Genomic DNA, 14,491 nt, shown 5'->3' with positions numbered 1-14,491 from the left:
TATATAGAGAGAGGGAATAATATAATAAGCTGTGATCAACAGCAGGATCTTTTGAAATCCATGGCTTTTCCAAATGAGATTTTTTTTAAATAATACAGATATCTCATTTCTGATCACTAAAAAAAGGTAAAAAAATGATTTTTTCAAATCAAAGATTATTCAAATTGTTCTATTACGGCCCCATATTAATCTGCCTCAGCATATTTTTTAAAAAACGTATTTTATAGCGACTTTTTTTAATAAACCTGATTGCGATACCAAAAAAACACCAGATAATCGCAGATGAACTGCTGATATAAAAAATACCCAAAGGATAAAATATTTCAGCCTGACTGGGGATTTAATCTGAAAATCACTTTGTGATATCTGTTCAAACATGTGAAGGATTCGTCTCCATCACTGTTTGAAACCGGAATATATCCTTGGGCATTTTATCCCTCAAGATGAAACATATGAAATCATATTCAAAAACCCAGAAACAAATTGCAGACAGAATTGACACATCGAGCACACTTTCAAAATGGAGAGACTGGGAATGGCAGTTAGAAAACACCATACGTGACATTCCGACATTTGAAAGACTTACAGGAATTACATTTTCCGAAGAAAAAAAAGAGGAGCTTGAATCTACCCTCAAAAAATTCCCTATGGCAATTACGCCCTATTATCTCTCCCTTATCGAGACCGAGGATTATGAGAATGATCCAATCTTCATGCAGTCCTTTCCTTCAAAGTATGAACTTGAAATCGAAAAGGATGACATGAGTGATCCGCTTGCGGAGGATGAGGACAGTCCTGTCCCCGGAATTACACACAGATATCCTGACAGGGTTCTTTTTCTGGTAAGCAATGTCTGTGCCATGTACTGCAGGCACTGCACCAGAAAAAGAAAGGTGGGGGACTCTGAGTACATACCGGACAGAAATGAGATAAAAAAGGGTCTTGATTATATCAGCAATAACCCGCAGATTAGGGATGTTCTGCTCTCAGGAGGCGACCCTCTTCTTCTTGATAATAATTATCTGGACTGGATTCTCTCTGAACTCTCAGATATACCCCATGTTGAAATTATACGCATAGGAAGCAGACTGCCTGTGGTGCTTCCGTACAGAATCGATGACGAGCTTGTCGATGTTATAAAACAGTATAATCCGGTCTGGCTCAACACCCATTTCAACCACCCGAGGGAGATTACAAATTCATCGTCAGAAGCTCTCCGAAAACTTGCAGACGGAGGAATTCCTCTCGGAAACCAGACTGTTCTTCTCGCAGGAGTAAATGACTGTCCGAGAATTATGAAATCACTCTTCCAGAAACTTCTGATGAACAGGGTCAGACCTTATTACATGTATCAGTGTGATCTCACCGAAGGACTCTCACATTTCAGAACACCAATCGGAAAGGGAATTGAAATAATTGAGAGTCTGAGAGGCCACACATCAGGTCTTGCAGTCCCGACATATGTAATTGATGCGCCCGGAGGCGGAGGGAAGATTCCTCTTATGCCCAACTATCTCATGTCATGGTCGACAAACAAAGTGGTCTTAAGAAATTATGAGGGAGTTATCTGCACCTATAAAGAGCCTGACACTTACAATCAGATCTATTGCGACAGGAAATGCGAGGAATGCAATCTTCAGTTAAAACTTGACGATGCAAGTGAGATAAAGTCTATCGGAATTGAGATGCTTCTTTCTGATCATGATGACAGAATATCACTTCATCCCGAAGATAATGAGAGAATGGAGAGAAGGGATGAGTAGTGATAAAGTCTGTAAAATTTTGAATTCATACATTCAGCACGGCACACACAATGACAGGGTGTACCTGATGAAGATGGCAGTTGAGGATTATCCAAAAATTGTATCCGAAATCGACAGACTTTCTGAGAAGAAGGGTTATTCCAAATCATTTGCAAAAGTGCCGTCACAGTTTAAGGATGAATTTTTAGCCTGCGGATATATAGAGGAAGGATTAATTCCGGGAATGTACAGAGGTGAATCCGACGGGTCTTTTCTCTCCGGATATTACGATGAAAAACGAAAGATAACCGAAGACGTCATTATAACTGAAAATACGCTGAGAGAACAGACCCCAAAAGAAGCAGACCATTCTCAAAACAAAAAATCCTTTGATTTACTAAAAGATTACAATTTAAGAGAGGCGAATTATTCAGACGCAGAAGCTCTTTCAAATCTTTTTTCAGAGGTCTTTGAAAGCTATCCGTTTCCGGTCAGTGACCCGGCATATATAGTGAAAACAATGGATGAGGGAATTGTCTATTTCGGAGTCTGGAAGGATGAAAAACTCATAGCAGCATCCTCTTCAGAGACAGATATAAACTCCCTGAGTGTTGAGATGACGGATTTTGCATCACACGAGGATTACAGAGGATTCGGACTCGCAGGCATTCTTCTTGATAAAATGGAAGATAGCATGAGAAAAAGGGGATTTATTACAACCTATACGATTGCAAGAGGTGCTTTTTTGCCTGTAAACAAACTTTTCTTTCGAAAAAATTACAGATACGCAGGGACTCTTATCAACAATACCAATATCTGCGGCTCTTTTGAATCGATGAATCTGTGGTACAAAAAATTGTAATCCGGATTTAAGATTTTTTTTAACATAAGCGGTTTTTTAAGATAATTACCCCGACTTTTAAAATTCACTCCCAAAAATTCAGGATGAGAAAGATAATACTATTAAAAGAACAAAACTGAATACAGGAGAATATTATGGCAATAAAATTAGGATTCGTTGTTGCGGAATTTAACCGCGATCTGACATACATGATGGAGATTGAAGGAGAGGAACACGCTAAATTCCTCGGCGCAGAAGTAGTTGAAAAGATCTACGTCCCGGGTGCATATGACATGCCCCTTGCAATCAAAAAACTCCTAAAAGACGACAACATTGACGCTGTTATTACAATCGGCTGTGTTATTGAGGGTGCAACACATCACGATGAGGTTGTCGTTTCCCACGCATCAAGAAAGATTATCGATCTCTCGCTTGAGTTTGACAAGCCTGTAACACTCGGAATCTCAGGGCCGGGAATGACCCGTCTTGAAGCATCAGAGAGAATCGACTACGCAAAACGTGCAGTCGAGTCGGCAATTAAACTGGTTCAGAGATTATAATAAAGACCGGGTTTTTAATGAAACCTGCGTTAAATAAAATTTGATGCGTGCTTAATATGAGAAGACTCTCTGAAAAAATTTCACAGATACCTCCGTCTGCCACAATTGAGATTTCAGATAAGGCCAGGAAGATGAAATCCGAAGGTAAGGATATAATATCCTTATCAATAGGTGAACCTGACTTTGACACCCCTGCGCACATAACAGAGGCCTGCATAGAGGCTTTAAAAAACGGTAAAACCCACTATGAGGCAAGTCAGGGACTTTTAGAACTTCGTGAAGCGATATCTGAAAAGCTGAACAAAGAAAACCGGATTCCTGCAGACCCGTCCGGAATTGTTGTTGCATGCGGTGCAAAAAACAACATCTCAGAAGCGATGGAGGCATGCTTAAATCCCGGCGACGAGGTAATAATCCTCAGTCCGTCATGGGTAAGCTACGAACCGACAGTTCTGATGGCAGGCGGAACGCCGGTTCATCATTCCCTGAATGAAAAGGACTTTCAGGCCGATGACACCCTTCTGGAGAAGGTAAACAAAAATACGAAGATGCTCATCTTCAACACGCCTTCAAATCCGACAGGCTCTGTTCTTAACAAAAATTCGATTAATCTTCTAAAGGATGTCTGTGAGGATAACAATATAATCGCACTCTCAGACGAAATTTATGAGAAGCTCATCTATGATAAGGAGCATATCTCGATTGCATCAATTGGGGATATGCATGAGAGAACAATAACAGTAAACGGATTTTCAAAGGCCTATGCGATGACAGGATGGAGACTCGGATATGCACATGCACCACCGGATATAACAAAGGCGATGACAAAGGTTCAGCAGCATACAATAAGCCATCCGGCATCGTTTGCAATGTGGGGAGGAGTTGCGGCACTTACCGGTGATCAGTCCTGTGTTGAGGATATGAGACTGGAATTTGACCGCCGCCGCAGATACTTAACAGGTGCGTTAAACAAACTGGGTTATAGAACAGCTCCCGCTGACGGAGCATTCTACGCATTTGTTAAGGTTGAAGGTGACGATATGAAGATATGCAGTGAGTGGCTTGAAAAAGGTCTTGTTGCAACAACACCCGGTTCTGCATTCAATGCTCCCGGGTGGATAAGAATATCCTATGCAGCAGGCCTGGACACCTTAAAAGAAGCAGTCCGACGGATTGACGGACTTTAATAACAGGAGACAGTTATGAATTCGGGGGGGGATAATTCAGAAAAAGATATATCCGGATTTTCCTCTCTTCAAAAGGTGATTATAAATCTCTCTGCCCCTTTTTTATTCGCAGGAATCTGTTTTTTCTTTATTTTTTTCTTAATCCCGTTTGATAGTTTTGAAAAGCTCATGGGCTTAATGGTCTTAAATCTGATACCTCCTGCCGGAAAGGAGAGTATCATCCCCCTTGGGATAGCTCTTGGAATACCATGGTGGATTATTGCAGCGTCAACGATGGTAATGGACATAACCGGTGCGATATTTATGGCACTGAATTTTGATCTCGCACTGAAAATTCCTTTGCTTGGCCGGTGGATGAAAGGAATTATGGAGAGTGGGGAAAGCTTTTTTGAATCACACAGATGGATGGAGAAACTCTCCGTAATAGGACTTGTTATCTTTGTGATTGTGCCATTTCAGGGATCAGGCGGAATAGGGGGCTCTGTTGTCGGCCGTATGATGGGAATACCAAAGCTGAAGGTCATTTTATCGGTAGCACTCGGTGCTTTTATCGGCTCTTTTTCCATCGCACTTGGTGTGGAATATGTTCTTGAACTCTTCAGATTTGACCCGGTTGTTGCCGCAGTTGTCCTTTCAGCCCTAATGCTGCTCATTGCAATTATCTATATAATAAAGGACAAATATGATAAAAAACTCAGAAGCGGCTTTAAACAGAAGATTAATTTTTTAAAAAAATAATAAGACAGTCTTTTTAAATCTCCTTCTAATGATTGTTTTTATCTATAAACAGAGACCATCTTTATAAACTAAATGACCGGAGATCTGCGCAGTTTTACTGATAATATGACAAAAACGGGTAAAATTATATTTTATCTTATTTTTCCGTTTATTGTCCTCGGAGCATATCTCCTCATTCTCTTCATATTCCTCCCATATGAAGTTTTTATTGCCCTTTTAGGACTTCTGGCTATCTACTTTATTCCTCCTGCCGGAAAAGAGTCGGTAATTCCGATAGGTGTATCCTTAGGGATGCCCTGGTGGCTTATAGGAACATCGGTTGCGATGATGGATATCATATCAACCCTGTTTATGATCTTAAATTTTGATCTGGCATTAAAGATCCCGATTCTCGGTGATCGGTGGATGAAGTCCTTCATGGAGCATGGAGAAGAATTTTTCAATAAACACCGCTGGATTGAAAGATTTTCCGCAATAGGCCTTGCAATATTTGTAATGATTCCGATGCAGGGCACAGGGGGGGTTTCAACGCCGATTGTCGGAAAAATGATAGGTATACCCGGAATAAAGGTGCTTATTGCAGTCATTATCGGTTCGCTTACAGGGTGTTATGCAATTGCACTCGGCTCGGAATACATAAGAGAGCTCTTTTTAATTGATATCAGATACGGAATTGCAGCGATAATATTATTGATTGTAATTCTTGCGGCGGGATACTTCCTATGGAACAGAAATAAGAAAAAACTAAGGGAAAAGTCTCCAAAGAGGCATTTCTAAACTTATTTTTCTGAGTGACAAATGACACATCCAAAGAAGTCAGTTCTTTTTGTATGCTCCTACAATTCAGCAAGGTCTCCTATGGCGGAGGGTATCTTAAAAGCAGAGATGGGAGATTTATATGACGTCTCCAGCGCAGGCATTCATCCCCTTGAGACTGACAGAAGAGCGATTTTTGTCATGAAGGAGGCAGGGTACGACATATCAAAAAAAATGCCACTCCCACTGGGTAAATGCTCTGATAAAAAATATGATTATGTGGTTTTCCTCTGCGAAAACGCATACAAAAATGCCCGTTATCTTCCTGAAGCAAAAAAGATTCTTCTTCATCAGGTAGATATGCCTTCAGGATTTCATGACCCTCTCAAAGGTTTTGCGGCGCTCAGAGACGAGCTTAGAGACTGGATTCTAAATTATTTCCAATGAATATTATGAAGGATCAAATCCAATATTATAACTGCAGAATACATCAGTTGAGATTTTGATATGACAGAAAAAAAGCAGGTTCTTTTTATCTGCAACCATAACGCAGGGAGATCCCAGATGGGAGAGGCACTTTTAAACTCCCGCTATGGTGACAGTTATGAGGCATTCAGTGCAGGAATGAATCCCTCAGGAGAATTAAACCCTAATACAACAGAAGTCTTAAAAGAGATTGGAATTGATATCTCAGATAAAAAACCAAAGCATCTGAGTCTCTTCGCAGACAAAAAATTTGATACAGTTATCCTTACATGCGACTGCGGGGATAAATGTCCGAAAATACCAAAAAACAGACAGTTTATCAGAAAAATGTTTGCCGATCCTTCTGAATTCTCAGGTTCAAAGGATGAAATCCTCAAAGGTTTCAGAGGAGTCCTGGAAGAAATTTCACTGTGGACTGATGAAACTTTCAGTAAAAAAAACAGGTAGTTTTATGCAGGAAATAAAAATCCGGCTCATTAAAAAATTTGATCCTATATCCCCGCCACTTATGTGTCCTGATACAATGCGGAATGTAAAGGACGTTATTTCAGATATAAAACAGATGATGTCAAAGGACGGCATTGAAATATCCTTTGAGGAGAAGGATACAGATTCAAAGGACGAACGCAGTCCCGTGATAATTATCAACGAAAAAACCCTTGAGGAACTTGTCCCTCTTCCCAACCCGGCAAAATACTGTGGATTTTCATGCAAAGGGTGCAACTCTGATTCAGACAGCAGATGCCTGAGAATCTATAAAGAAATTCCTGAGTCTGTATTGAGGCTTGCAATCAAAAAAGCGGCAGCAGAACTCTAAAAAATACTAATAATAATCCCTGAATCCGGATTTTCTCTCTTTTTAAAAAGGCAATATAATCTGGCCACAAACTGATATATAGCAAAAAGACAATTCAAAAATATGAAACTTCAGACAAGGGTCATTATAATTTTTCTCTGCATTGCAGTCCTTGTAATGTTCCTTGTCGGAATTATTCTTCCCGTAACCCTTAACCAGCAGAGTCTTGATACTGTCACAGAAAACTCAAAAGAGCAGCTAAACCTCCTGGATTATTCCCTGTTAAGTTTCATAGAGTCCGCAAAAAATCATATTCTTGAATTATCCATGCAGGATGCGGTAAAAAACCGCAATGATCAGTATTTTACAAATTACCTGAATGTAACAGAAGAAACTTTCAAACCGGGAAATACAGAGGAAGAACAGGCAATAACTGACATACTGTATAATTACGAGATAACCCATCCCTATGTTAATTCGGTATATATGGGCAGGGAAAACGGAGCATTTGTCAGATCGCACCCCCGCGCAAATAACACTGAATATGACCCGCGAACCCGGCCCTGGTATATTCTTGCAAAAGAAAATCCTGACTCGGTGATTATAACAGAGGCCTACCGCTCGGTCACAACTCCGGATGTAAATATTGGAGTTGTAAAAGCCCTTATTGATGAAGATGGCACTTTTTACGGAGTTGTCGGCGCTGATATCACGCTTGAAGGAATGACCTCATTTATAACCGGATTTGACCCGGGAAGAAGCGGCGATATAATTATTACTGACAGTAAAGGCACAATTCTTGCGGAAGAAGATTCTTCAAACCTTTTTACTGATATAGGACATATTCTCAATTCTAAAAAAGCTGAATTTCTGTCAACAGAAAACGGGGTATTGCCCTTTGAAGACGACTATCTGATCTATTATACATCAAATGATCTGGGCTGGAAGATAGGACTGATAGTTCCCTCAGAAGAAGTGGATGAGGAGACAAATGAGGCGATATTTACCGTTCTCACATACCTTATAATCACACTGATAATCCTGGGTGCTTTATCAATAATTGTTTTAAACCGTGAGATAATCAGACCGCTTTCCAGTCTTACAGAGATCAGCAGGAAAATTGCCGATACAGGTGACCTTGAACAGGATATTCCGGTAACGGGAATAAATGAGATTGGAATCCTGGCAACCGCATTTAAAGATATGGTAGAGAGGATAAAAGCTGAAGAGAAAAAACTGAATCAGGCAATAGAACTTGAAAAAGAGGCAAAATCAGAACTTAAAAAGTCACAGGCAGAACTTGAGGATAAAGTAATAGAAAGAACAAGTCAGCTTGAAAAGGCAAATGAACACTTAAAAGAGCTTGACAGGCTCAAATCAATGTTTATTGCCTCTATGAGCCATGAACTAAGAACTCCTCTAAATTCAATCATAGGATTCACAGTAATTCTCCTCAAAGGATGGAGCGGGGATATTAACGAAGAACAAAGAAAGCAGCTAAAAATAGTTGAGAGCAGTTCCAGGCATCTTTTAAGCCTTATCAATGATGTAATTGACATAAGTAAAATAGAGGCAGGAAAAATGGAGCTCTCACTTGCCTCTTTTGATCTGATTCCGGTTTTAAAAGAGGTAATCTCATCATTTGAAGAGAGAGCAAAAGAGCAGAATTTGGTATTAACCAAAGATATCCCGGAAAAAATAGATGTTTATGGAGATGAACGCCGGACAAAGCAGGTGCTGATAAACATGATAGGAAACGCAGTAAAGTTCACTGATGAAGGCTCAGTTCATATAAAAGCGGGATCAGAAGGGGATAATCTGTTTGTCTCGGTCAGGGATACAGGCATAGGAATTCCGGAGGATAAAATAAATGACCTCTTTAATCCTTTTATCAGAATCCCGACCGAGGGCAGACTTACTGAGGGAACAGGTCTCGGACTCTATCTCTCTCAAAAGATAGCTGCTGCACTCGGAGGCAGAATTACGGTAAACAGCACTTTGGGAGAGGGAAGTGAGTTCATACTTACTCTGCCGGTAAGGAGTGAAAAACAATGACAAAAATTCTGATAATTGAGGATAACCCAAATAATCTCTATCTGATAAGATTTATTCTTAACAAACACGGTTTTGAGATAACAGAAGCAACTACAGGCGAAGAAGGCATTGTAAAAGCAGTTTCAGAGAAGCCTGATGTAATCTTAATGGACATACAACTTCCGGGAATTGACGGATTTGAAGCAACACGCCGGATAAGGGAGATAAAAGATCTGTCTGAGATTCCTGTTATTGCACTTACGTCCTATGCAATGACAGGAGATCGTGAAAAGGCGCTTTCTCTTGGATGTACAGGTTATATTGAAAAGCCTATTGATCCGGATAAAATAATTTCTCAGATTACCGAATTCCTTAAAGGAGACTGAATAATGAAGATACTTGTAGTCGACGATCTAAAGGAGAACAGATATCTGCTTGAATCTGCCTTAAATAGTCGCGGATATGAGGCAATAACAGCCACAAACGGACGTGAGGCACTGGATATAATCAAAAAAAATCCGGTGGATATGATAATTACAGATATATTAATGCCTAAAATGGATGGTTTTCAGCTATGCCGTGAATTAAAGAGTGATGAAAAATTTAAGAATATTCCATTTATTTTTTATACCGCCTCGTACACTTCACCTGAAGATCAGAAATTCGGACTGGATCTCGGTGCAGACAGATATATTATAAAACCAATTGATCCGGATGAATTTTTAGAGATTATTGGCGATATGCTTCTAACTGCCAATAACATTGTGCCTGGCGAACCTGCTATCAAAAACGAATCCAAAGAGCAGTATCTGCAGGGCTACAGCTCACGTGTATTTAACCAGCTTGAAAAAAAGATTGAAGAACTTGAAAAGAAAAATAGAGAGCTTATTGAATCTCAAATAGCCTTAAAGGAGAGTGAAAATAAATTTCACACACTCTATAACAGCATCCTGGAAGCTGTTTTTTTCTATGAAATAAAACCCGACAAATCCCCCGGAAAAATTCTGGAAGTCAATGAAGCTGCATGCAAAAAACTCGGATATTCACGTGAAGAATTATTGCAGATGAATCTTGATGATTTCTACACTACAGCTGTTAAAAAAAGTAACCCGGCAGATACAAATGCCCTGAATATTGAAAGCAGGTTTTCTTTTGAAACTAAAATGAAGAAAAAAGATGAATCATTATTCCCGGTTTATGTAAAGGCCGGCCTTATTGAAATGAAGGGAATAATTTACGGAGTCTCCCTGGCCCGCGATTTAACTGCAGAAAAAGAGAACAGAAAACGTGAGAGAGAAGCTCTTAGAGATATTGAGCAGAATCTTACCTTAAGTGCAACATTAAATGATCAGATAAGAAATCCGCTTGCTATTATTTCAGGACTTGTGAGCATTGATAACACAGGGAAATCACAGGAAATTCTGGATCAGGTTAAAATTATTGACGACATTATAACAAAGCTTGACAGGGGCTGGTTAGAATCCGCAAAAATTCGTGAATTTTTAAAAAGGCATCTCGAATTTGGTAATAGTGACGAGGAATCAATCTGATATAACCTGATATTCATATTTTTTTCGCAAAAAATCCTCTATAAAAAGTATTTTTTCACATAATTACAGACAGGATACTGATGAAAAGACTCCGGTCTAATCAGCATAAACCCTAAAAATCCCATAAAAAAATAATGAGACAGGAAATATCCGCACAATATATATAAGCCAGAATAAGATATTTGTGCATGATTCCGGTTAAGGAAATATTATTATCTCCCGGTGATTTTTTTGACAAACTTTCAAAAAAACCGGAGAGTCTGAAAACACCGGTTGTAATAATCCTGATTCTGGGACTTTTCTCAGGAATTGCTGCGGCAATAGAAGCATCTGCATCCTCAGCAATACTTCCACCGGATGCGGCATTCATGAGTGGCATACTCCCTGCGATAGGATTTATTGCAGGAGTTATTATGGCATTCATCGGATGGATAATCTGGGGGGGAATTCTGTATGGATTATCATCTGTTCTTAAGGGAAATGGATCATTTACCCGCTCACTTGAGATTGTAGGATATGGCAGTATACCACAAATTTTTGGAGGTATAATTTCATCATTTCTTGTCTACTTCCATTATTCATCGCTTAATCTCACCCCAATAACATCTCAGGCTGACATGGAAACTCTTACTGCAATGATGTCCTCAGGGCCTCTTATGCAGGCAGTAGCACTAATAAGTATTATATTATTCATATGGAGTGCAAATATCTGGCTATTCGGTATTTTAAAATGCAAAGATATGGAACTTAAAAAAGCAGTAATAGCTGTAGGAATAATGATTATTGCGTATTTGCTTTTAGCAACAATGAAATTTATCTAAAAGAGGCTGATAAAAATGAAAAAAATCTTACTAATAATAATATCCCTGTTCCTCATCGTGACAACAGCATCGGCTACGACAAATACTGCGGCATCAGAGGTCTCTGTTTTGTCATATGAGGTTGATCCCGGCGTTTTTATGCAGGGGGATACGGGGACTGTCAAAGTGGTTGTAAAAAATACCGGTACTGAAAGTGTCGATATCAGAAGGGCAACAATCATTACAAAGGATCTTTTGCTACAGAATGATCAGGCGTATGCAACTGTGGGCGCAATTGGCCCGGATGTTACAAAAGAGTTCACATTCACTCTTAAGGCAAAGGGCGACGGAATTTATTACCCGAGATTTTATCTTGACTTTTCCAGTGGCGGCAGTCTCAGTTATCCTGTTGTTGTAAAGGTGGAATCAAGCCCTCTTGAGCTCTCGGTAATCGAAAAACCGGATGATTTTCAGAAAGATGTTAAGGATACAATAACGCTTACTGTCGGAAACACCAGGGAAAATACAATAAACGGAGTTGTAATCAGACCTGTATCAGAAATTGCAACCTTTACACAGAGCAGTGTTTTCATCGGAGAATTACTCACAAACGCAAATTCAGAGACAGAATTTGAAGTGACCCCTGTTGCAGACGGCGAGATAAAATTTATCGCCGAGTACAGAAACGGAATGAACCACCATGAAACAGAAATAACAGTCCCCGTATCAATTACAGAGGGGAAGAAGAACGCAAATCCTGTTGTAAACAACATCGAAGTGACAACTTCCGGAAGCGGTTTCAGGGTATCCGGAGATGTTACAAATGCAGGACTTGAAAATGCAAAATCAGTTGTCGTGACAACACAGAGCCCCGCAGTACCGGTTGAACCAAACCGCATATATGTTATTGGTGAGCTTGAACCGGATGACTTCTCAGGCTTTGATGTGGATTTCACCGCAGAAGATGCAAAAACAATCCCTCTTGTGATAAAATACAAGGATGAGGACGGAAACGACTACACAAAGATATTTGATGTTAAAATAAGGGATAATTCCGCTATTTCACAGGGAAATACAAAAAACAGTGATAATTCAGAAGGAATCCCAATTACTGTTATAATTCTCATAATCGCTGTTGCAGCTGTAGCAGGCGGGGCAATATATTACTCATGGAAGAAAAAGTGATTCCTGAAAAATCCTATTTTTGAGGTGAGATTTTTTTGACCGATAATAAACCCGTTATAAGTTTAAAGAATGTATGCAAGACATACTCCCTTCCTTTTGGTGATGTCAATGCATTAAAAAAAGTATCCCTGGATATAATGACAGGCGATTTTGTGGCGATTATGGGTCCTTCAGGCTCAGGCAAATCGACCATGTTAAACCTTATAGGCTCCCTTGACATCCCTACATCAGGGAGCCTTTTTATTGACGGGATTGATATAAAGAAACTTTCTGACGACGAACTTACAAATCTCAGGCGTGACAGAATAGGATTTATATTTCAGCAGTTCAATCTGATTCCTCTTCTTAACATAAAGGAAAACGTAGAGTACCCTTATATTCTCAAATACAGGCATAAAGACAACGAAGGGAGATGTGAGGAACTCCTGCACCGCGTTGACTTAAACGACAGCCTGATTCATCATAAACCGTCAGAGCTTTCCGGAGGCCAGCAGCAGAGGGTCGCAATTGCAAGAGCTCTGGTGAACAATCCAAAGATACTCCTGTGCGACGAGCCGACAGGAAATCTGGATTCAAAAACAGGACAGCAGGTAATGGAGCTTTTAGTAGAACTCAACCGCCAGGGAATGACTGTGATTATGGTCACTCATGACCAGAATATCGCCGATTACGCCGACAGGAAGATAGTTTTGAAGGATGGTGAGGTGGAGTGAGCAACAGAATATTTTTTGAATTTGCAAAAAGAAGTGTCATACTTCACTGGCTCAGGTCATCACTTGCCGTCATCGGAATTGTAATAGGAGTTGCTGCAATAGCATCAATGGGAATGCTTGGAAACAGTCTTGTTCTGTCGGTTTCGGATTCCTTATCAGATGTGGGCGATTCTATTGTAATCTATCCCCACGGAGGAATACAACAGGGGCCGGGAACAACGGCTGTAAATGACAAGATTACAGAGAGACAGGTAAAGGACATTAAAAGTGCGGCAGGCGGAAACGAGGTGGTGCCCCTCTATTCCACGGCAGAAGAGATAAGAGTCGGCGGAGAAGACGGCATTGCATCTGTTTACGGCCTTAATGCTGAAGATCTGCCTATAGTTCTCACACTTGAGGAGGGACAGTGGCTAAAAAGCTCCTCAGGAGCAATGGCAGGTGCCAGACTGGCAGAGGAGTATGAATTAAAGCCGGGAAGCCGGATAAAACTCGGGGATAATAACCTCAGGATTGTCGGGATACTAAAAGAAAGAGGAATGGGCTTTGATATCAATCCCGATAATGCAATTATTGTAACCGACAAATACTACCATTCAACTTATGATCAGGACGACTATGATCAGGTCATTGTAAAAGTGGCTGATATCAATGAGATAGACAATGTGATGGATGCAATCGACAAAAAGATGAACAAGCGTGATGATGTCATTGATGCATTCGACACGAAGGCTATTCTTGAAACAATCCTTGATACATTCGGCAAGATTTCAATGTTTACAACCGCAATCGGAGGCATCTCTCTCCTTGTTGCAGGAGTTTCAATATTTAATGTCCAGATGATGTCTGTTACAGAGAGAATAAAAGAGATTGGAATTATCCGGAGTATCGGAACACAAAAAAACGAGGTTTTGAAGATGTTTATCTACGAATCCTTAATACTTGGATTTTTCGGAGCAACACTGGGAGCAGTCTTCAGTTTTGTCGGCGGATATCTTGCAATTTTTATAATGCTTCAGGATACCGCTTATCTCTTCGAACCCTCAACCTTAATCTACATCCCGTTCGGAATGCTCTTTGGAATAGTAAAGATCGGAAGAGCACAC

At 40.1% G+C, this 14,491-nt stretch carries 16 protein-coding genes; all 16 read left to right on the top strand.

Going from position 1 to position 14,491, the window contains the following annotated elements; translation table 11 throughout:
• Nucleotides 1-452: 452 nt before the first annotated feature.
• Nucleotides 453-1,763 carry a lysine 2,3-aminomutase gene (gene kamA, locus ACTB1O_RS11145; protein ID WP_462995209.1) on the top strand — a complete coding sequence of 437 codons (1,311 nt, stop codon included), beginning with the start codon at nucleotides 453-455 and terminating at the stop codon, nucleotides 1,761-1,763.
• Nucleotides 1,756-2,604 (top strand): putative beta-lysine N-acetyltransferase, encoded by an 849-nt coding sequence (gene ablB / locus ACTB1O_RS11140; protein ID WP_462995208.1) that lies wholly within the window; start codon nucleotides 1,756-1,758, stop codon nucleotides 2,602-2,604. Before kamA ends, ablB begins: the two co-directional genes overlap by 8 nt.
• A 134-nt stretch (nucleotides 2,605-2,738) precedes the next feature.
• The gene (gene ribH / locus ACTB1O_RS11135; protein ID WP_462995207.1) at nucleotides 2,739-3,143 is read left to right on the top strand and encodes a 6,7-dimethyl-8-ribityllumazine synthase; all 405 of its coding nucleotides are present in this window, start codon (nucleotides 2,739-2,741) and stop codon (nucleotides 3,141-3,143) included.
• A 56-nt stretch (nucleotides 3,144-3,199) separates the two neighbouring features.
• On the top strand, nucleotides 3,200-4,330 hold the full coding sequence (locus tag ACTB1O_RS11130; RefSeq protein WP_462995256.1) for a pyridoxal phosphate-dependent aminotransferase: 1,131 nt from the start codon (nucleotides 3,200-3,202) through the stop codon (nucleotides 4,328-4,330).
• A 15-nt stretch (nucleotides 4,331-4,345) separates the two neighbouring features.
• A complete protein-coding gene (locus tag ACTB1O_RS11125) occupies nucleotides 4,346-5,068 on the top strand; it encodes a small multi-drug export protein (protein WP_462995206.1) in 723 nt (240 codons plus the stop codon).
• 105 nt (nucleotides 5,069-5,173) lie between these two features.
• On the top strand, nucleotides 5,174-5,845 hold the full coding sequence (locus tag ACTB1O_RS11120; RefSeq protein ID WP_462995205.1) for a small multi-drug export protein: 672 nt from the start codon (nucleotides 5,174-5,176) through the stop codon (nucleotides 5,843-5,845).
• A 21-nt stretch (nucleotides 5,846-5,866) separates the two neighbouring features.
• Nucleotides 5,867-6,271, top strand: a complete 405-nt coding sequence (locus ACTB1O_RS11115) for an arsenate reductase/protein-tyrosine-phosphatase family protein (protein WP_462995204.1) — start codon at nucleotides 5,867-5,869, stop codon at nucleotides 6,269-6,271.
• 60 nt (nucleotides 6,272-6,331) lie between these two features.
• Nucleotides 6,332-6,757, top strand: a complete 426-nt coding sequence (locus ACTB1O_RS11110; RefSeq protein WP_462995203.1) for an arsenate reductase ArsC — start codon at nucleotides 6,332-6,334, stop codon at nucleotides 6,755-6,757.
• Nucleotides 6,758-6,761: 4 nt separating this feature from the next.
• Complete coding sequence (locus ACTB1O_RS11105; protein ID WP_462995202.1) at nucleotides 6,762-7,127, top strand: DUF2703 domain-containing protein; 366 nt, start codon at nucleotides 6,762-6,764, stop codon at nucleotides 7,125-7,127.
• A 102-nt stretch (nucleotides 7,128-7,229) separates the two neighbouring features.
• Complete coding sequence (locus ACTB1O_RS11100) at nucleotides 7,230-9,161, top strand: ATP-binding response regulator (RefSeq protein ID WP_462995201.1); 1,932 nt, start codon at nucleotides 7,230-7,232, stop codon at nucleotides 9,159-9,161.
• Complete coding sequence (locus tag ACTB1O_RS11095; protein WP_462995200.1) at nucleotides 9,158-9,526, top strand: response regulator; 369 nt, start codon at nucleotides 9,158-9,160, stop codon at nucleotides 9,524-9,526. The genes ACTB1O_RS11100 and ACTB1O_RS11095 overlap by 4 nt, the downstream gene beginning before the upstream one ends.
• A gap of 3 nt (nucleotides 9,527-9,529) precedes the next feature.
• Nucleotides 9,530-10,690 (top strand): ATP-binding response regulator, encoded by a 1,161-nt coding sequence (locus ACTB1O_RS11090; RefSeq protein ID WP_462995199.1) that lies wholly within the window; start codon nucleotides 9,530-9,532, stop codon nucleotides 10,688-10,690.
• Nucleotides 10,691-10,878: 188 nt separating this feature from the next.
• Nucleotides 10,879-11,511, top strand: a complete 633-nt coding sequence (locus tag ACTB1O_RS11085; protein WP_462995198.1) for a YIP1 family protein — start codon at nucleotides 10,879-10,881, stop codon at nucleotides 11,509-11,511.
• A gap of 15 nt (nucleotides 11,512-11,526) precedes the next feature.
• A complete protein-coding gene (locus ACTB1O_RS11080) occupies nucleotides 11,527-12,675 on the top strand; it encodes a COG1361 family protein (protein WP_462995197.1) in 1,149 nt (382 codons plus the stop codon).
• A gap of 35 nt (nucleotides 12,676-12,710) precedes the next feature.
• A complete protein-coding gene (locus tag ACTB1O_RS11075; protein ID WP_462995196.1) occupies nucleotides 12,711-13,388 on the top strand; it encodes an ABC transporter ATP-binding protein in 678 nt (225 codons plus the stop codon).
• A partial coding sequence (locus ACTB1O_RS11070) for an ABC transporter permease (RefSeq protein WP_462995195.1) occupies nucleotides 13,385-14,491 on the top strand: 1,107 nt, incomplete at its 3' end. The genes ACTB1O_RS11075 and ACTB1O_RS11070, both read left to right, overlap by 4 nt.

The sequence above is a fragment of the Methanomicrobium sp. genome (assembly GCF_055145805.1).
This window is presented reverse-complemented; position numbering and strand designations above follow the sequence as displayed.

Bases quoted from the DNA above. Each gene is read 5' to 3' on its own strand.
- ACTB1O_RS11130 (WP_462995256.1), top strand. From the start codon at position 3,200: ATGAGAAGACTCTCTGAAAAAATTTCACAGATACCTCCGTCTGCCACA.
- ACTB1O_RS11110 (WP_462995203.1), top strand. From the start codon at position 6,332: ATGACAGAAAAAAAGCAGGTTCTTTTTATCTGCAACCATAACGCAGGG.
- ACTB1O_RS11080 (WP_462995197.1), top strand. From the start codon at position 11,527: ATGAAAAAAATCTTACTAATAATAATATCCCTGTTCCTCATCGTGACA.
- ribH (WP_462995207.1), top strand. From the start codon at position 2,739: ATGGCAATAAAATTAGGATTCGTTGTTGCGGAATTTAACCGCGATCTG.
- ACTB1O_RS11085 (WP_462995198.1), top strand. From the start codon at position 10,879: ATGATTCCGGTTAAGGAAATATTATTATCTCCCGGTGATTTTTTTGAC.
- ACTB1O_RS11090 (WP_462995199.1), top strand. From the start codon at position 9,530: ATGAAGATACTTGTAGTCGACGATCTAAAGGAGAACAGATATCTGCTT.
- ACTB1O_RS11125 (WP_462995206.1), top strand. From the start codon at position 4,346: ATGAATTCGGGGGGGGATAATTCAGAAAAAGATATATCCGGATTTTCC.
- ACTB1O_RS11115 (WP_462995204.1), top strand. From the start codon at position 5,867: ATGACACATCCAAAGAAGTCAGTTCTTTTTGTATGCTCCTACAATTCA.
- ablB (WP_462995208.1), top strand. From the start codon at position 1,756: ATGAGTAGTGATAAAGTCTGTAAAATTTTGAATTCATACATTCAGCAC.
- kamA (WP_462995209.1), top strand. From the start codon at position 453: ATGAAATCATATTCAAAAACCCAGAAACAAATTGCAGACAGAATTGAC.
- ACTB1O_RS11095 (WP_462995200.1), top strand. From the start codon at position 9,158: ATGACAAAAATTCTGATAATTGAGGATAACCCAAATAATCTCTATCTG.
- ACTB1O_RS11100 (WP_462995201.1), top strand. From the start codon at position 7,230: ATGAAACTTCAGACAAGGGTCATTATAATTTTTCTCTGCATTGCAGTC.
- ACTB1O_RS11120 (WP_462995205.1), top strand. From the start codon at position 5,174: ATGACAAAAACGGGTAAAATTATATTTTATCTTATTTTTCCGTTTATT.
- ACTB1O_RS11105 (WP_462995202.1), top strand. From the start codon at position 6,762: ATGCAGGAAATAAAAATCCGGCTCATTAAAAAATTTGATCCTATATCC.